This is a genomic window from Methanoregula boonei 6A8 (genome assembly GCF_000017625.1).
Taxonomy (GTDB): domain Archaea; phylum Halobacteriota; class Methanomicrobia; order Methanomicrobiales; family Methanospirillaceae; genus Methanoregula; species Methanoregula boonei.
Genome location: NC_009712.1, coordinates 17891 through 35275, shown reverse-complemented (window position 1 = coordinate 35275; position 17385 = coordinate 17891). Strand labels below are relative to the sequence as shown.

Annotated in this window: 16 protein-coding genes; 4 read left to right on the top strand and 12 right to left on the bottom strand. The window is 56.6% G+C overall.

The features are described from left to right. Positions 1-48 precede the first annotated feature (48 nt). Genes cofH through MBOO_RS00180 form a run of 3 tightly spaced genes read right to left on the bottom strand, consistent with a single transcriptional unit; the run spans position 49 to position 2817 of the window. A complete protein-coding gene (gene cofH, locus MBOO_RS00190; RefSeq protein WP_011991050.1) occupies positions 49-1137 on the bottom strand; it encodes a 5-amino-6-(D-ribitylamino)uracil--L-tyrosine 4-hydroxyphenyl transferase CofH in 1089 nt (362 codons plus the stop codon). A 27-nt stretch (positions 1138-1164) separates the two neighbouring features. Beyond that, positions 1165-2130: a S26 family signal peptidase gene (locus tag MBOO_RS14105; RefSeq protein ID WP_011991049.1), complete on the bottom strand. Its 966-nt coding sequence runs from the start codon at positions 2128-2130 to the stop codon at positions 1165-1167. 57 nt (positions 2131-2187) lie between these two features. After that, positions 2188-2817, bottom strand: coding sequence for a LysE family transporter (locus MBOO_RS00180; protein ID WP_011991048.1), 630 nt, complete (start codon positions 2815-2817; stop codon positions 2188-2190). A gap of 110 nt (positions 2818-2927) precedes the next feature. Between MBOO_RS00180 and MBOO_RS00175 the strand changes: the two genes are divergently transcribed. Next, positions 2928-4325, top strand: coding sequence for a DNA-directed DNA polymerase II small subunit (locus MBOO_RS00175; RefSeq protein ID WP_011991047.1), 1398 nt, complete (start codon positions 2928-2930; stop codon positions 4323-4325). 44 nt (positions 4326-4369) lie between these two features. Here MBOO_RS00175 and ppsA read toward each other — a convergent pair whose 3' ends face one another. Continuing rightward, complete coding sequence (ppsA, locus tag MBOO_RS00170; protein ID WP_011991046.1) at positions 4370-6790, bottom strand: phosphoenolpyruvate synthase; 2421 nt, start codon at positions 6788-6790, stop codon at positions 4370-4372. 160 nt (positions 6791-6950) lie between these two features. After that, positions 6951-7118: a CxxC-x17-CxxC domain-containing protein gene (locus MBOO_RS13290; protein WP_011991045.1), complete on the bottom strand. Its 168-nt coding sequence runs from the start codon at positions 7116-7118 to the stop codon at positions 6951-6953. A 380-nt stretch (positions 7119-7498) separates the two neighbouring features. Here MBOO_RS13290 and MBOO_RS00160 point away from each other — a divergent pair, with 380 nt between their 5' ends. Then, entirely contained in the window at positions 7499-7888 is a 390-nt protein-coding gene (locus MBOO_RS00160; RefSeq protein WP_157677544.1) for a hypothetical protein, read from the top strand. Between the two features lie 25 nt (positions 7889-7913). Here the strand turns inward: MBOO_RS00160 and MBOO_RS00155 are convergent, their stop codons facing one another. After that, positions 7914-8291: a large conductance mechanosensitive channel protein MscL gene (locus MBOO_RS00155; RefSeq protein WP_011991043.1), complete on the bottom strand. Its 378-nt coding sequence runs from the start codon at positions 8289-8291 to the stop codon at positions 7914-7916. Between the two features lie 736 nt (positions 8292-9027). Here MBOO_RS00155 and MBOO_RS13675 point away from each other — a divergent pair. Next, positions 9028-9579, top strand: a complete 552-nt coding sequence (locus MBOO_RS13675; protein ID WP_011991042.1) for a hypothetical protein — start codon at positions 9028-9030, stop codon at positions 9577-9579. A gap of 24 nt (positions 9580-9603) precedes the next feature. Here the strand turns inward: MBOO_RS13675 and MBOO_RS00145 are convergent, their stop codons facing one another. From MBOO_RS00145 to MBOO_RS00120, 6 genes are read right to left on the bottom strand one after another with little or no spacing between them, the layout of a single operon-like run. Beyond that, positions 9604-10002, bottom strand: coding sequence for a 4Fe-4S binding protein (locus MBOO_RS00145; RefSeq protein WP_011991041.1), 399 nt, complete (start codon positions 10000-10002; stop codon positions 9604-9606). Positions 10003-10008: 6 nt separating this feature from the next. Further along, the gene (locus MBOO_RS00140; RefSeq protein ID WP_011991040.1) at positions 10009-11088 is read right to left on the bottom strand and encodes a hydrogenase large subunit; all 1080 of its coding nucleotides are present in this window, start codon (positions 11086-11088) and stop codon (positions 10009-10011) included. Continuing rightward, positions 11088-11456, bottom strand: a complete 369-nt coding sequence (locus tag MBOO_RS00135) for an NADH-quinone oxidoreductase subunit C (RefSeq protein ID WP_011991039.1) — start codon at positions 11454-11456, stop codon at positions 11088-11090. Before MBOO_RS00135 ends, MBOO_RS00140 begins: the two co-directional genes overlap by 1 nt. Further along, entirely contained in the window at positions 11457-11948 is a 492-nt protein-coding gene (locus tag MBOO_RS00130) for an NADH-quinone oxidoreductase subunit B family protein (RefSeq protein WP_011991038.1), read from the bottom strand. A 4-nt stretch (positions 11949-11952) separates the two neighbouring features. After that, positions 11953-12810, bottom strand: a complete 858-nt coding sequence (locus MBOO_RS00125) for a respiratory chain complex I subunit 1 family protein (protein WP_011991037.1) — start codon at positions 12808-12810, stop codon at positions 11953-11955. Further along, positions 12807-14714, bottom strand: a complete 1908-nt coding sequence (locus tag MBOO_RS00120; RefSeq protein ID WP_011991036.1) for an NADH-quinone oxidoreductase subunit 5 family protein — start codon at positions 14712-14714, stop codon at positions 12807-12809. The genes MBOO_RS00125 and MBOO_RS00120 overlap by 4 nt, the downstream gene beginning before the upstream one ends. A gap of 504 nt (positions 14715-15218) precedes the next feature. Between MBOO_RS00120 and MBOO_RS00115 the strand changes: the two genes are divergently transcribed. Beyond that, positions 15219-17279 carry a sodium-translocating pyrophosphatase gene (locus MBOO_RS00115; protein WP_011991035.1) on the top strand — a complete coding sequence of 687 codons (2061 nt, stop codon included), beginning with the start codon at positions 15219-15221 and terminating at the stop codon, positions 17277-17279. The last annotated feature ends 106 nt before the right edge of the window (positions 17280-17385 follow it).

Sequence of the window (17385 nt, the reverse complement as noted above, 5' to 3'; positions counted from 1 at the left end):
TTACAAAAAAACTGATTTTATTTTTTCTGCGCCGCTTTCCATTACGCTTTACACGAGTTCGTAGAGCGTTGTCCGCTGCCTGAGGGTCCGGCCAAGATCGGAGGTCATCCGCTCCATGGTTTCAGGGGCAAGGTAACTGGCATCCCCGGCTCCCGCATCCACGGAGACCTCGTCCGTGAACATCGTACCCGCAAGGTCGTTTCCACCGCAGAGGAGCGCAAGCTGCGTCATCTTGAGGCCGAGCTTGCCCCACGAGACCTGGACATTGTCGAAGTTGTCCAGAAAGAGTCGCGAGACCGCGATCATGAGGAGGTCTTCCCTGCCCGTTGCCCCGGCCCGGGCGATCCCTTCGGTAAAGAGCGGGGTGTTGGGGTGGATGTAGGACATTGGGATAAACTCGGTAAACCCGTGGGTTTCGTCCTGGATCTCCCGGATGATCGCCAGGTGGTCCACCTGGTCCCGGGCCGATTCGTACGAGCCGTACATAATGGTGGCAGAGGAGCGGATGCCCAGTTTATGAGCCTCCTTGATAATCCGTGCCCATTCCTGCCCGGAGACCTTCCGCGGGCAGATGACTTTTCGGACCGGCTCGATGAGGATCTCCGCAGCCGTTCCCTGCAGGGAGCCAAGACCTGCGTCCCTGAGCGCGGCAAGCACCTCGGCTGTCGTTAGTTTGCCCCGCTTTGCCGCGTGGGCCACCTCGTCCGGGCTGAAGGCATGGATATGGATCTCCGGGGCGATCTCGTGCACTGCAGCGATAAGGTCCGTGTAGTTTTCCAGGCCAAACCCCGGGTGGACCCCGGAGAGGAAACAGATCTCGGTGACCTTTCGTTTCTCTGCCAGCCGGACACCTGCCTGGATTGTATCCCGGTCAAGGCAGTAGGCACCGGGGTCAGTTGCCTTCTTGCCAAATCCGCAGAATCCGCAGAGGTTCTTGCAGATGTTGGTCACATGCAGGTTCTGGTTGCGCACATACGTGACGATATCGCCGACTTTCTTCTCGCGCAGCTCGTCAGCGGCCGCGGTGATCCGGAAGATGTCCCGGCCGGTGGCCTTCATGAGGATCTCGCCCTCTTCCGGGGTAAGGCGGTGGCCGGCCAGACAATCGTTTAACAGGGGGATCAGTGCAGGTGCCATGATCAGTACCACCAAAGGCAGGCAGTCTTATTTATTCTTCCGGGAGCCTTTGCCCGCTGCCTTCTGCTTCCCGCCTTTCTTTGCAGGGCCCTCTTCCTTCTTCTTCGCGTACCAGTCCCAGGCAACCATCCCGATGATCACGATGATAATTACCCACCAGATATGGAGCGGCAGGAGGCCTACATAGGGGACCGTGAAGAGAGCCTTTCCCACCACCCACTGCTTCTCCACCGGCTCGATCGCCTGGTTGTCCACCGTAATGTAGCCTTCATCGCTGACCGGGTTGTTATCTCCTTTGGTGATGTAGCCGCCGTGGGTCGTGGCGTCACCATACATGACAAATCCGGAGCCGTTCGTGATGTACTGTTGGGGGAGGAAGTACTTTGTTCCGGCCGCATCACCAAAGCCCATGCCCTGAGCCGAGGCAGAGAGGTTCTGCAGGGCCGTGGCATTATCCTGCGGATAGAGGATGTAGTAGCCGTATGTTGTCGTGTTGCTTACTGTAATCGGGGTATATCTGAGGGGTGTAGCCTCCCCGCCGTACGGGTTGATGTACGTAGGTTCGGGCGAACCGGCATCCACCCAGGTCATGGCCCGGTGGATGATCGGATGCTGGCTGGAGAGCGGCAAGAGGCCGATCTGGGCCCAGAAATCAGTCTGGCCGTTGGGGCGGTAGATGATCACGTCCCCGTAATCACCGAACTTCTGGTACCCGGTGGCATGGGCCTCGTCCCATGTCTGGAGGGGACCGAACCGATCGGGGGCAACCACCACGACCAGGTCCCCGATGTTCATATGGGGCTCCATGCTCCCTGATTCCACGGTGACGACTGCAGGCCAGGTCCCGCAGATCAGGTACAGGGCAAGCGCAATGCACCCGACCACTGCCACGACCCAGAGGATATCCCGGGCAAGGGAGACTGCCCAGTGATCGCTCGTCCGGAAGGCCTGGATCTGTGCGCGGATACCCTGCGGGTCCTGGTTGTCTGCCATACTTAGCGCTTTTTATTGGTGTTGTTCGTTAATATAGCGCATCCCTTTTTTGTCCCGTTATGCAGGAATGACCAGGTGCACGAGATAGTATGCTCCGAAGATAACCAGGAATATCCCGCAGGCTGTCATGATCCAGCGGTACGCGGTATCCGTGAGGATTGTCCTGCCCTTGGCAATGCCGGTGGAGACCACCGTGTACCACCCGAGGTCAGCACACCAGTGGCCGGCCATGAATACACAGGCAAGGAAGATCCCGCCGGCGAGGCCCGCGATCACCATCGCACCTCCTACCGTCAGCCACCAGATCCAGAAATGAGGGTTGGCAACGCTTGTGACAAAACCGGCAAAGAACGGGCTTGATGTGACCGTTGCCTCAGTGCTCCTGTTGCCCGCAAGGGAGACATGCCGGCTCCCGGCAAGGGTGAGGAGGCCAAAGGCGATCAGCGCGACGCCCCCGATGACCGCCACCGCGGTCGTGTACCGCAGGGCAACCGTTGAAAGGCCGGAGATAATCAGTATGACAATGATGAGCTCGGAGAGCATGTGGCCGAACGTGACCCGGGGCCCAACCGTCCAGCCGCCGGCCACCGAGGCGTTGATGGTGGCCACAAGCGTCGGGCCCGGGGCAAGGGCGCCGGTGAGACCTACGACAAAGGCAAAAAGGAACATCTGGAGCGTATCGAGCATGGCGGGATCCCGGAAATTAAAGAGAGTTTGGCCGGGGACGATATCAAGAATACTTCCGGCCCAGTGCAGGATAGCACATCTTTTTTCCCGGTACAGCTCAGTATGATAGTATGCTTGATGCGCAGGAGATCGCAATCCGGTTCCTCGATACCCGGCTCCAGGTGCACCCCGATGTGGTGCGGTATATCCAGGAGCAGGACAACCCGGACCTGATCGAGCGCATCATCGCCGGCGTACCTGCAGATACTGTGGTGGTCTCGGCAAAGCACATCCCGGGCATGAACGCGACCCGGGACGGAATGCGTTTTCTGACTGACCCGACCGTCGAGATTGTTTCGGGCGGCCCCGGGACTTCGGGAAGCATCAACAGCTCCGCCGACTACCTCCATTATTTCCGGGACCGGTACAGCAAGCTTGGCGGGATGATCCGGAACCGGTGCAGCTCGATGCCAATCGAGGGGCTTACCCGCTCGCCCCGGTACCGCCAGGAGGAGTGCACGGTGATCGGGATGGTATCCGAAGTCAAGACCACGACAAACGGCCACCGGATCGCCGAGATCGAAGACTCGACAGCCAATCTCTCGGTGCTCTTCAGAAAGGACCGCCCGGTCTTTGCCGACGCCGAGCGCCTGATTCCGGACGAAGTGATCGGGGTAAAGGGCAAACTCTCCACCGACGGCCGGCTTTTCTTTGCCGAGCAGATGTTCCGGCCTGATATCCGGATTGATAACAAACCCTACCTGAGCGATAAACCCGGAAAGGCGGTCTTTATCTCCGATGTCCACGTGGGGAGTAACACGTTCCTTGAGGACAGCTGGCTCCGGTTCGTGGACTGGATTGGCGAATCCGGGGCATCTTACCTCCTCATTGCCGGCGACCTCGTAGACGGAATTGGCGTCTTCCCGGGACAGGACCAGGAACTGACGATAAAAAACATCTACGAGCAGTACGATGCCTTCGGCGAAATGATCAGCGGGATCCCCCACCGGATCAAGATCATTGTTGCGCCCGGCAACCACGATGTGGTCCGGGGGGCCGAGCCCCAGCCGGTGATCCCGGAGCAGTTCACCAGAAAGTTCCCCGAAAACTGTATGCTTGTCGAGAACCCGGCGCTCGTGAACCTGCAGGGTGTGCGGGTGCTGATGTACCATGGCAGGTCGATCGATGATATGATCGGCCTTATTCCCGGGGCCTCCTACGAGCAGAGCGGTAAAATGATGGAGGAGATGCTCCAGCGCCGGCACCTGGCCCCGGCATACGGGCGGCGCACCCCGATTGCCGCGGGAAAGTCCGACCACTTGATTATCGATCCGCTGCCTGAGATCCTGCATACGGGTCATGTCCATATCACGGGGCTCACCCAGTACCGCGGGGTGCTGGGCATTAATGCGGGCACCTGGCAGTCGCAGACCGCGTTCCAGAAGCAGATGAATGTGAACCCCACTCCGGCGCAGGCCGTGATGGTGGACCTCCAGACGCTCGTGCCCGAGACGTTTACATTTTTGTAAGCGGGAACCGGGTGATAACGGCTCATAAAACATGAGGGCCTCTTTTACGTTGTTTTCCTGCCCGCCAGACGCTCCTCCAGTGCAACCACTTTCTGGGTGATCTTCATCACCGAGTCCGGGTTGAGGGATATGGATTCGATGCCTTCCCTGACCAGGAACTCGGCGAACTCCGGGTAGTCGCTGGGCGCCTGCCCGCACAGGCCGGAATGGCGTCCGTTCCGTTTCGCACCCTGTACCGCCAGGGATATAAATTTCATCACACCGGGATCCCGTTCATCGAAATCGTGGGCCACCACCACCGAGTCGCGGTCAACCCCGAGGGTCAGCTGAGTCAGGTCGTTTGAACCGATTGAGAAACCATCGAACAGCCGGCTGAATTCATCGATAAGGAGGATGTTGTTGGGGATCTCGCACATCACATAGACCGACAGCCCGTTCTTACCCCGCACAAGCCCGTTCTTTGCCATCTCGGCAAGCACCTTTTCCCCCTCATCGACCGTCCGGCAGAATGGGATCATGATGACCAGGTTAGTGAGACCCATCTCTTCGAGTACCTGTTTCATCGCACGGCATTCAAGGGCAAAACCTTCGCGGTACTTCTCATCATAGTACCGGGAGGCCCCGCGGAAGCCGAGCATGGGGTTTGACTCTTCGGGCTCGAAAGATTTCCCCCCGAGAAGATCGGCATACTCGTTGGTCTTGAAATCGCTCATCCGGACCACCACCGGTTTGGGATAAAAAGCGGCCGCAATCGTCCCGATGCCCTGCGACAGTTTTCCGACAAAATAATCTTCCGGGCTTGCGTACCCGTACGTGAGGCCGGCGATCTTTGCCTTTACGGTCTCATCGGTGACTTTTTCCGGGTGGACGAGTGCCATCGGGTGGATTTTGATATAATTGTTGATGACAAACTCCATCCGGGCAAGCCCGATGCCGTCGTTTGGGATCATCGAAAGGGCAAAGGCCTGGTCAGGCTCCCCAAGGTTCATCATAATCTTTGTTTTCGGGCGCCTGAGATCCTTTAGGGATACCTTTTCGACATGGAACTGCAGGATCCCGTCGTATACCACCCCCTCGTCCCCCTCCGAACAGTTGACCGTTACGTTCTGACCGGTTTTGATCTTCTCCGTAGCATCGTTTGTCCCGACCACCGCTGCAACGCCAAGCTCACGGCTGACGATCGCAGCATGACAGGTCCGCCCTCCACGGTTGGTGATGATAGCCGCAGCGGTCTTCATGACCGGTTCCCAGTCGGGGTTTGTTGTATCGGCAACAAGGATCTCCCCGGGCCGGAACTCGCCAAGCCGGCTCACATCGGCGATCACCCGCACCCTGCCGGTCGCGATCTTTTCACCCACACCCTTTCCCGTCGCAAGGACCGGCCCCCGCTTCTCCAGGTGATAGGTCACCAGGATATCCATTGCCTCCTGGGAGTGGACGGTCTCGGGCCGGGCCTGCACAATGAAGAGCTCCCCGGTGATCCCATCCTTTGCCCATTCGATATCCATCGGAACGGTCTGGCGTGCTTTCCCTGAGTAGTGATCCTCAATCTTTATCGCGAACTGTGCCAGTTCGAGGATCTCGTCATCCGTGATACAGAACCGCCGTCCATCTGATTCGGGGACTTCCACATTCCGTGTCAGGACCTTGGAGGTGCCCTGCCCGTAGATCATCTTGATCTTCTTGTCGCCAAGGTTTTTCCGGATAATGGCCCGGTGCCCGGTCCGCACCGTGGGTTTGAAGACGTAGAACTCGTCCGGGTTGACAGCGCCCTGCACGATGTTCTCGCCAAGGCCGTACGAACCGGTAATAAAGACAACCTCCCGGAACCCGGTCTCGGTATCGAGAGTGAAAATCACCCCGCTTGACGCCAGGTCGGAGCGGACCATCTTCATGACCCCGATCGAGAGCGCGACCCTGAAATGATCGAAGTTCTGGTCGATCCGGTAGGATATTGCCCGGTCGGTAAAGAGGGAGGCAAAACATTTGCTGCAGGCCTCCCTGAGCGCAGGATATCCCCGGATATTAAGATAGGTCTCCTGCTGGCCGGCAAACGAGGCGGTGGGAAGATCTTCGGCTGTTGCGGAGCTCCTGACTGCAACATCGGTATCGGGCCCGTATTCCTCACAGAGTGTATCGTAGGCCGCGCTTATCTCGTTCCAGATATCGTCCGGGATGCCTGCACCAAGGATCAGATCTCGTGCCTGTTTCCCCCGGCCTTCGAGATTGGTGACGCTGGTCTTATCGAGATCGGCGAGAGTGGTTTTGAGCTGGCCAAGGACATTCCCTGTTTTCACGACACGCCAGTATGCGTCGGCGGTGATGGCAAACCCGTTGGGGATCTTTACTCCCACCTTTGTCAGGTCCTGGTACATCTCTCCAAGCGAGGCATTTTTGCCCCCGACACTGGCAACATCCTCGTTCCTGATCTCCTCAAACCAGCGAATGTATTTTGCGCCGCTCATACCAGAGTCTCCGACCGGAGTCTGATATATGTTAGCGTTCAAGCCAGTTTTTGAAACGAATTTTTTTTTAAATTACTACAGCGCCGGCTCACGGAAGAGTCCTGATGCTATCCCGTAACGGGGAATGAATACAAAAAAAGAAAAAATAATTGTGGTTACTTCAGAAGCGGGGCTTCTGGTGCTTGGGCAGGCAGTCCCTGCAATAAACCGGCCTACCCTCGGTGGGCTTGAACGGAACTTCGCACTCTTTTCCACAGTCTGAACAGACAGCTTTTGTCATTTCTCTGGGTCCGAAATTTCTCGGGCCGCCAAATCCTCTTCTTTCCATTGAATTAACTCATGCAGGATGATATCTGCGCACATTCATCTTCCCGTCAGTATATATACATCTGCACCGGCCCATAGCTTTTTTATACCCTGTACCACGGCGCCGGCGTTGTGGCTCCTCCGCCCTGAACCGGGTTTTTGGCCTTTATACCGGGCATCCCGTCCCGGGGAATCGGGGGCAAATCCGCGGGTATTTTTCCGGCTCGGGAGGCCGGGGCGGCAACCGCCCCGCACCCTTCTTTTGGGAATGATCCTTACCGGAATCTTACACCTCCCTTTAACATGTCCGGGGGAAGAGTAATGTTTTAGTATGCGATGCCCCATGGAAAGAACGAATTTTCAAACGAGAGGCCGGAACGGCAGGAGACGCTGATCAGGTTTATGGAGATTTCAGAGAACACAAAGCCGGGAGACCGGGTAGCGGCGCTTGAACAGAAAACCGACGAGATGGAAGCGCTCCTCAAGGGCCTGATGGCAGAGATGCTCGACTTCAAGGCAATCGCCATGAAGCTTGCCCAGCAGAATGACGCACAGGCCCGGCAGGAGCCGGCACGCGGACACATCGTGCAGGGCACCATCCATGCAACACCGGAAACTCCGGATACGGACAGTGGAGATTCTGGAGAGACCCACACGGTGATCATCCAGCACAGTTCATCAAAACCCGAGGTCCCCGCAGCGCCACCGGAGCCGGAGATGGTCCGGATCATGCAGCCCGACGGCACCATGAAAATGGAAGTCCGGCGCGGCGATAAGGGCCTGCACCGCTAAAGAGGCTCAAGGCCCGGCCCCCCCCTCATACCTTTTTGGTCACATCGCCTTTCATGACGTACTTCACAAGGAAGAAGACCACGAGCGCGATGATCAGGAAATCCAGCACGGCGCTGAGGAAATCGCCGGCAAGGAGGTTGATGGGCCCGACTGCCAGCACCGCGGTCTGCCACTGCCCGCCGGGCGTGAGCACACTCACCACGGGCATGATGATATCCTTGACGAGCGCGTTGACCATGGCGGTCGCCGCTGTGCCGATCACAAAGGCAACGGCAAGCCCGATTACCTGGTACTGTTTTAAAAAGAGCAGGAACTCTTCCTTAAACCCCATCGCATCTTTTTCCGCTAGCGCAATATCGTCTTTAAGGATCTTTTCTTCCTTTTCGATCTTTTGCCGGTCCATGGCCTGTCTCCGGTAACGGGGGTCCATGGCCTGCGCCCGGCACCCGCTCTTATGTTGACCGGGACGGCAGGCCACATAAAACCGCAACCTTCTGCACGGGCCCGGCCCGAGTTCGCCCGGGAAAAACCGATGGGGTGGCCCACCCCCCTCACTTCTTTTTGCTCAGGGAGGATCACCCTCCCCCCCTTGTGTCCGGGCACGTGGGGGGGGTACCCCTCACCCCCCCCCCCCAAGCCCGGTCCGGCCCGCGACCAGAAATCTTTCGTCGGAGTCTCCATGCGAGCGCGCCTGCAATTCCTGTGCAGAAACGGCAGACATCCCGGATCCGGTGGTGGGGGGGTGGCCCCCACCCCCTCCCCCTTTGTCCGCATAAATGGGGGTCATCCCCCGGCCCGAAAAAAAATGGTCGGGAGGAGGGGATGCCAAAAATTCTGGACAGGTGACTATCTCCCAGCGACGGAGTGGGGATACCTTCCCATTTATGTAATGATAACGGGGTTTTGTATCAACGCTCCGATTATGATAACAGCATCAAACTCTGGATGAAGGAGGTGGCGAGAATGAATAATGTGCCACATAAGAAAACTCGGTATGACAGAAGAAAATGGAGAATATCGGGAAGGTATTTACCCGAAAACTTGATTCCCCTGTAATCCAGTCAGGACATTGTAATAAAAACCGTATAAATAGGAGTGTTTATATCACAAAAAGTACGATATACTATACATAGTTAATCATGGCAGAAATTACTAATCGCAAAGATTGCTCGTCTGAAGAAATCAATACACTCAAACAATTTTTAGAACCTCGTGCTCCGCAATTAGTTCAATTTATTGAAGCTGGCGCAGTTGTATCAAAAGGTCTTATTACCTCACGTGAAATGTTAGCGAAAACGAATACCGAATGGTATAATCTCGGTGGTGTCCGAAGCAGAAGGGAATATGGATCTAAATTTTTTCGTATAGATCAAGTGATGACGATGCTAAAAAATCCCCAATGCAATGACGTTGCGCATCGGGATAGAATCCAAGAACTCATGCAGGAGATCCCTACAAATAATTTCAAATATACGATCACTTTTTTTGAAAAAAATAATGAACTTTTCATTTATGATGGCAATCACAGTGCTGTCGCGTTCTTCGAATATTTTTCAAAATGCGGATCAGACAATGTAAATATTGAGGTATTCATCATCACTGACACAACAAAACTGAGAATTTTTTTGATACGGTGCTATAACTTCTTCTGGTATACACTAAAAAACAAAAAATTTCAGTTGCGGTGGTAGTCGAGTATAAAATTTAAAAAAAAATTATTCCTTCTTTTCCGGCGGCTTTGCCCCTTCCGGCGCCGGTTCCTTTTTCTTTGGCCCGGCCACCGTCACCTTCATGATCCCGCCCCGGGCCGTCATGGACTCATAGTACTGGGTATCCATCGCGAGGCACTTGGTGGGGCAGGTTTCGACACAGCAGTTGCAGACAATGCAGCGGAGCCGGTCGATCTGCCAGGTCTTTTCTTTGACATCGACAATGATCGCCTGCGTCGGGCACTTGCGCTGGCAGGTGCGACAGGCAATGCACTTCTCCGGGACAATGGTCACGTGGCCCCGGGTGAGGGCGGCCTTCTTTGCTGGTTTTGCCGGGTACATCAGGGTTGCCGGGCGGGAGAACAGGCTTTTGAGCACGGTTTTGGTATTCTCAAAGTAGCTCATGCCTGCTCACCTCTCCGCACAGCCCACGCAGGGGTCGATCGAAAGCACGATCATAGGTACGTCCGCGAGTTCGCACCCCTTGAGCAGGGTCACGAGCGGCGGGATGTTCGTGAACGTCGGGGTCCTCACCCGGTGGCGGACAAGGTTGCGCTTGCCATTCCCCTTGATGTAGTGGACAACCTCACCCCGGGGCTGCTCTGCCCGGGCGAAGTACTCGCCGTCGGGAGCACCGGTCACCTTGACCTCGACCGGGCCTTCGGGGATCTTTTTCACGCACTGCTCGACGATATCGATCGAGGTGAAGAGCTCCTTTGCCCGGACCGCGCACCGTGCGTAGCAGTCACCGGACTGCTCCACGACCGGTTTGAAATTGATCTTCCCGAAGGCCGCATAGCCGGTCTGGCGGAGATCGATCCCGATCCCGCTTCCCCGGGCCGTAGGGCCAACTGCCCCGAGGGTATAGGCATCCCCCTTCTGGAGGATCCCGACGCCCTTAAGCCGGTGGCTCACCGAAGCGTCGTTTAAGAATACGTTCGTGAGATCGCGGATCGCAGGCTCCATGGCCCTGAGCCCCTTTACCATTTCGTCGAGTTTTTCAGGCGCAATATCCCGCCGGACACCACCGATCTTGCAGACACCCTGGATCACCCGGCCGCCCGTGGTGGCTTCAAGGTCGTCAAGGATGTGCTCGCGGAGTTTCCACGCGTTCATAAACACGCTCTCAAAGCCCATTCCGTCGGCAAAAAGCCCGAGCCAGAGGAGGTGGGAGTGCAGCCGTGAGTACTCCGTCCAGATGGTCCTGAGGTACTGCGCACGCTCGGGCACCTCGATCTTCATGATATGCTCGACGCACTCCGCATACGTATTGCTGTGGATATAACTGCAGATCCCGCAGATGCGTTCTGCAACATAGATGTACTCGGGGTACTCGCGCTTCTCCACCAATTTTTCAAGGCCCCGGTGCACGTACCCGATTGAAGGGATAACGTCCACCACCCGCTCGTCTTCAAGCACAAGGTCGAGGTGGATCGGCTCCGGGAGCACCGGGTGCTGGGGACCGAACGGGACGGTTATCTGTTTTGACATTACTCTTCCCCTCCTTTGGTAACGGTCACCGTGAACGGATGTTTGACCGTGGTCCGGTAGAAGTGCCCGTTAAAATCGATGTTCATGCCCTTGACCGTTATACCGTACAGGTCGTGGATCTCATTCTCGTACACGAATGCACCGAAGAACACACCGCTCACGCTGGGGATGATTGTGTCCTGCTTTACCGTAATGCGCAGGTTGGTAAGCACAAAGTCCTTGTCGAACACGTAGTTGATCTCGAAGTCGTCGCCCACCTGCGTACAACCGATCTGCACGAGCCGGCAGCCGTCGTTTTTGAGCTGCGCGGTCCGGGCCACGAGCTCGTCGATACTGATCGGGATGGTGGTCTGCTGGTCAAGTACCATTTATGTACCTCCTGCGGGTTGTTTCTCCGCGGCCACAGCGGAAGCCGGAACCTTGGCCGGCGCTCCGGTAGCCATCGCGGCCTTCTTTGCTTCAAGAACTCCAAGCGCTTTTACAATCCCGTCGATGATCGACTCGGGCCGGGCTGCGCAGCCGGGCACATATACGTCCACCGGGATAATCGTATCGATCCCGCCGGCCACATTGTAGCACTCCCGGAAGATCCCGCCCGAGGTGGCGCAGATCCCGATCGCCACGACCACTTTTGGATCCGGCATCTGGTCGTAGATGTTCCTGATAACGTACTTGTTCTGCTCATTGACTGAGCCCGTCACCACAAAGATATCCGCGTGCTTGGGGTTGCCGGTGTTGATGATCCCAAAGCGCTCCACATCATACATGGGAGTGAGGCAGGCAAGGATCTCGATATCGCAGCCATTGCAGCTCGATGCATCGTAGTGGATGATCCACGGGGATTTCTGTAAGTATGCCATGATGTCAGGCCCTCCCGATGAGATAGAGCACCGCAATGTTAAGCGCCCCAAGTACAAGGGCGATAGTCCACGAGCTTTTCACGGCAAGCTGCCACTTCACCCTCGCGTTGGTGTTGTCTATGGCAAGTTCGAGCAGGTACACGATGATTATTGCGATGATACCAAGGATCCAGTTCGCTGCAAAGAACAGGAAGACAAAGGCGAGCATCAGGACCACCTCGTACCAGTGCGCCACCTCTATAAAGCCGAGGTTGGGGCCCGAGAACTCGGTGGTCACACCTTTGACGATCTCCTGGTGGGCATGGTGCGAGGTCGAGATATCAAAGGGCGACTTGCGCAGCTTGATGGTCAGGATATATACAAAGCCCAGGAATACCCCTGGAAGGAGAAGGACAAGGAGCGTCGGGAACCCGGCGATATCGATCGCATCAAAGGAGCGGGTCACCACGTACATCCCGACAGCGGTAAGGAGAAGCATGGGCTCGTAGGCCATAATCTGGATGAGTTCCCGTTCCGCACCCACGTGGCTGTACGGGGAGTTTGCCGAATAAGCCCCGAGCACCAGGAATATTTCGGCAAGCGTGAGCCCGAAGATCACGAGCAGCAGGTTGCCACCCGCAAAGAAGATGGCCCCGGCAAAGACGGCAAAGACAAAGTAGCTCAGCACGTAGAAGCGCTGGGTCTCATTCACCATTGCACCCTCCTTCTCGAAGAGCTTGCCCACGTCGTAGAACGGCTGGAATATGGACGGGCCGACACGGCCCTGCATATGGGCGGTTACCTTGCGGTCGATACCCGCGATAAGGCCGCCGATGGCCGGCGCAAGCAGGATAAAGGCAGCAGCCCAGGCAAGGGAGATCACAGGAACGCACCTCCCCCGATAAATGCTGCAGCAAACATGAGCACGATAAAGACCGAGCACAGGCAGATCCCGGTCATGGCAAGACGTGCCTCACCAAACCACGAACCAACGTAATAGTTGGACAGTTTCATCTCGGTGCGTGCGCCGAGAGCATTCTGGAAATGCATGTCGTGGGTCGTCTCCACTCCTCCCATGTAGGGCGGGAGGGTCCGCGCCTTTTTGTGAGGGAGCAGGATGGAAAGTGGTAAGAGGACGATCAAAAACAGCATCATGATCATGATGATGATGTTGTCCTGCGCAAGGCCGGCCACCGTCCCGTAATTGGCAAGCAGGAAGGGCTCGATAAGGTATGCCGAGATGAGCGGGAAGATGAAACAGGTGACCACCGTAAGACCGGCAAGTGAGACAAGCGCAATCCATTCGTTTTTGTCCACCAGCCCTTCGACGTTCTCCGCATCCGGCGTTATTGCAAGCAGCCGGCCCATCCATTTTGCCCAGAAAAACAAGGTGAGTGCGCTGCCAAATGCGAGAATCACGACAAAGACCAGCCCGAACGGGGCGTCGATGAAGGCCTGGATCGCCGCCCACTTGGAGATCAGCATACCAAACGGCGCAAGGAACATGCCGGCGATCCCGATCGTCATCATGGCGGCGATCCGGGGCATCCGGACGATCAGGCCGTTCATATCCTCGATCTCCCGGCTCCGGATCCGGTGCTCGACAGTCCCCACTGAGAGGAACATGAGCGACTTGGAGATCGCGTGGAAGACGATCAACAGGATCGCTGCCCAGATCGCCTCGTACGTCCCGATCCCGGCGCAGGCCACCACAAGCCCGAGGTTTGCGATTGTGGAGTAGGCAAGCACCCGCTTTGCATTGGTCTGGGAGATCGCAATTCCCGATGCGATGAGGAAGGTGAACCCCCCGACAAAGGCAAGGGTATAGCCAACGGCAGTTCCTGTAAAGACCGGCGCGAACCGGACCAGGATATAGACACCGGCTTTTACCATCGTGCTCGAATGGAGCAGTGCTGAGACCGGCGTGGGGGCCACCATCGCCCCGACAAGCCACGATGAAAACGGCATCTGGGCGGCCTTCGTGAGGCCGGCAAACCCGATAAGCGCCGCCGGGATGAGGACCAGGGCCTTTCCTGATACAAGCACCTGGTCAAGGCCAAGCATGCCAGCCGGCTGGTAGGTAAGGTACACAATTGCCCCGGCAAACGCGATTCCGCCCAAGAGGTTCATCCACAGGGCGGTGAACGCGTTCTTGGTTGCCTCCTCGGTCCTGGTAAACCCGATGAGCAGGAACGAGCAGAGCGTGGTCACTTCCCAGAAGAAGAAGACCCAGATGAGGCTGTTAGAGAAGACCAGCCCGAACATCGCCGAGAGGAAGACAAAGATGATGATAAAAAAAGTATTGGTCCGGTCGGGAATCTCGGTATGGTGCTGGTAAAAATGCCGCATGTACCCAAGGGAATAGACACAGATCAGGCTCCCGATAATCCCGATGATCAGAGCCATGATGATCGAGAACGGGTCAAGGAAGAGGGGGCTTTTCACCACCACTGCCGGAGTGGCAGCGGATTCAAACCAGATAATGAGCGCAGTCTCGACGAGCGTTAAAGCGATGACCAGGTAATTGCGGAACTGCACGGCATACCAGAGGATGATAACCGAGATCACCATCTCAAGGACAAACATCAGCAGGCTGACCGGCTCCGCATTGAACCCGAAATACAGGGTTCCCTGGCCCACCTGGGTGACAAGAAGAAGAACGGTCACCACACCAATGGCCAGGGCAGAGAGTTTAACGATCCAGACCCGCTCCGTATCCCGGCGCACCGCAAGCATAAAGAGTGCCGAGATCAGCGGGAACAGGATCAGAAAGAGAAGAAACTGCACGCTATCCACCCGCAGGAGTATGGGAATTTTTCATTATTAATCGTATTGAATTAGTCACGACAGGCCGGCCACTGGGTATTAACTTCGCCATAGATCTAAGATCGTGCCTGAGATCTATGGTTTTTGCCATTGCCTGATCTTCTACAAAATACGTACACACAACGGGTTCCCGGTCTCACCCCTGACCTGCCACCGCACCAATTACCGATGATAAATGTTTAATGTAACAAAAATGCAGTAATACTGTCCTGATGGCGGGTGGCCGGCGTGGCAGGGACGGGAATCCGTCCCGCAAAAGTTCATGGCACCATCCTGAAGGGGAAAATCATATCCGCGGGCAAAAAGGCTTCGGCTTTGCCGGAACGGCCCGGGGATTCGTCAAACCTGATGTGTTATGGCCCAGCGCTCCACAACCGGCTTTTCTGGAGAGGCGGTGTGCGGTACATTTCTGTACCCGCATGCAGGAGTCCGGGGTATACCATACCATAGCAGGGAGGTCATGGAATGATCGAAACAGCATTAGTCGTTGTCATTGTGATATGTCTTATCGCATTGATCCTTGCCGCCCTCCTGGCGCGTAATCTCCTCTCTCAGGACGAGGGAACGCCCAAGATGCGCGAGGTTTCCGATGCAATCAAGGTGGGTGCGGAAGCATTCATCAAGCGCCAGTACTCGACCATCGCCATCATTGCCATCATACTTGCCGTGGTGATCTTTGTCGTCTATTACTTCACCGGGCAGCAGTCGCTTGCAGTGTACACGGCAGTCTCCTACATCATTGGTGCCACATGCAGTGCAGTTGCCGGCGTTGTCGCCATGTCCATTGCGGTCAGGACCAATATCCGCACGGCAGCAGCAGCCCAGCACAGTGACGGTAAGGCGCTTGACTATTCGTTCCGCGGCGGAGCGATCTCAGGCCTTATCATCACCTCGATGTCGCTCCTGGGTGTCTCCCTGACGTATATCGCGCTCGGGGCAAACCCGCAGACCACGCCCTTTGTCATTCTCGGCTTTGGCTTTGGTGCCTCCTTTGTCGCACTCTTCGCCCAGCTCGGCGGTGGTATCTACACCAAAGCCGCCGATGTGGGTGCAGACCTTGTCGGTAAAGTCGAGGCAGGTATTCCCGAAGACGATGTCCGGAACCCGGCCACCATCGCTGACCTTGTCGGCGACAATGTCGGGGACTGTGCCGGCCGTGGCGCCGACCTCTTCGAGTCCACCGCAGCCGAAAACATCGGTGCGATGATCCTCGGTGTTGCGCTCTTCCCGGTTTTCGGTGTGAACGGTGTCCTCTTCCCGATTGTCATGTGCTCACTTGGTCTTCTGGCCAGCATGATCGGTATTCTCACCGTCAAAGGTAAGGACGGAGCCGACCCGATGGATGCACTGAACCGCGGGTACTACATCACCGCGATCATCTCCGCGGTCTTCCTCTTCTTCGGAGTCCAGTGGCTCCTTGGAGCGGCTACCGGCTGGTTGTACTTCTTCTACGCAGGTCTCGTGGGGATCGTACTCTCGGTCTGTTTCCTCCGGGTCACTCTCTACTACACCGACCACCACTACCGGCCGGTAAAGGAGATCGCTGACGCATCCGAGACCGGAGCCGCGACAAACATCATCACCGGGTTCTCGGTCGGTCTTGAGACCACCGCAATTCCCGCCATCCTTATCGCCATCTCCCTCCTGCTTTCCTACTGGTTCGGTTCCATGACCGGAATCGAGAGCGGCGGCCTCTACGGCACGGCCGTTGCAACCGTGGGTATGCTGATGGTCTGTGCGTACGTCCTTGCCATGGATACCTTCGGGCCTATCGCCGACAATGCCGGCGGTATCGTCGAGATGAGTGGCGCCCCCGAGGAAGTCAGGAAGCGCATGGACAGCCTTGATGCAGCCGGTAACACCACGAAAGCTCTCACCAAGGGATATGCTATCGGGAGTGCATCCCTCGCGGTATTCCTGCTCTTCAACGCGTATATGGCCGATATTTCCAAGCTGACGGCCAAGGCTTTCGATGTCGTCAACCTTGCAAGCGTTCCGGTCTTTGTCGGGGCACTTCTCGGTGCGATGCTCGTCTTCCTCTTTGCAAGCTTTGCCATCCGCGCGGTCTCCAAGACCGCCCAGTCGGTCATCGAAGCAGTCCGCATCCAGTTCAAGAACCCGGGTATCATGGCAGGCACCCAGAAGCCCGACTATGCAGCAGTCATCGATATCACGACCCAGGGCGCACTCAGGAACATGGTCCTCCCGGGAGTCCTCGTGATCGGGTTCCCGATCTTCATCGGCGTCACCATGAGGCACGAGGCCCTTGCCGGCTTCCTCATGGTCGCGACCATCACCGGCATTCTCCTCGCTCTGATCCTCAACAACAGCGGCGGGGCATGGGACAATGCCAAGAAATTTATCGAGTCCGGTGCCCACGGCGGCAAGAAGAGTGAAGCCCACAAGGCAGCCGTTATCGGCGACACGCTGGGCGACCCGTTCAAGGACACGGCAGGTCCCTCGCTCCACGTGCTTATCAAGCTCCTGGCGACCCTCTCGCTCGTGCTTGCACCGCTCTTTATCTAAAAAAAATACCCGTCAAATCCTTTTTTATCCGAACGTTTGTTCAAGTGTTGTCCACAGGGCCGCAAGAATTTGCCATCCAGTTAAAACAGCTGCACTGCTATGGAAC

Coding starts and splice junctions, on each gene's coding strand:
- cofH (WP_011991050.1), bottom strand. CDS start 1,137: ATGGCACCTGCACTGATCCCCCTGTTAAACGATTGTCTGGCCGGCCAC.
- MBOO_RS14105 (WP_011991049.1), bottom strand. CDS start 2,130: ATGGCAGACAACCAGGACCCGCAGGGTATCCGCGCACAGATCCAGGCC.
- MBOO_RS00180 (WP_011991048.1), bottom strand. CDS start 2,817: ATGCTCGATACGCTCCAGATGTTCCTTTTTGCCTTTGTCGTAGGTCTC.
- MBOO_RS00175 (WP_011991047.1), top strand. CDS start 2,928: ATGCTTGATGCGCAGGAGATCGCAATCCGGTTCCTCGATACCCGGCTC.
- ppsA (WP_011991046.1), bottom strand. CDS start 6,790: ATGAGCGGCGCAAAATACATTCGCTGGTTTGAGGAGATCAGGAACGAG.
- MBOO_RS13290 (WP_011991045.1), bottom strand. CDS start 7,118: ATGGAAAGAAGAGGATTTGGCGGCCCGAGAAATTTCGGACCCAGAGAA.
- MBOO_RS00160 (WP_157677544.1), top strand. CDS start 7,499: ATGGAGATTTCAGAGAACACAAAGCCGGGAGACCGGGTAGCGGCGCTT.
- MBOO_RS00155 (WP_011991043.1), bottom strand. CDS start 8,291: ATGGACCGGCAAAAGATCGAAAAGGAAGAAAAGATCCTTAAAGACGAT.
- MBOO_RS13675 (WP_011991042.1), top strand. CDS start 9,028: ATGGCAGAAATTACTAATCGCAAAGATTGCTCGTCTGAAGAAATCAAT.
- MBOO_RS00145 (WP_011991041.1), bottom strand. CDS start 10,002: ATGAGCTACTTTGAGAATACCAAAACCGTGCTCAAAAGCCTGTTCTCC.
- MBOO_RS00140 (WP_011991040.1), bottom strand. CDS start 11,088: ATGTCAAAACAGATAACCGTCCCGTTCGGTCCCCAGCACCCGGTGCTC.
- MBOO_RS00135 (WP_011991039.1), bottom strand. CDS start 11,456: ATGGTACTTGACCAGCAGACCACCATCCCGATCAGTATCGACGAGCTC.
- MBOO_RS00130 (WP_011991038.1), bottom strand. CDS start 11,948: ATGGCATACTTACAGAAATCCCCGTGGATCATCCACTACGATGCATCG.
- MBOO_RS00115 (WP_011991035.1), top strand. CDS start 15,219: ATGATCGAAACAGCATTAGTCGTTGTCATTGTGATATGTCTTATCGCA.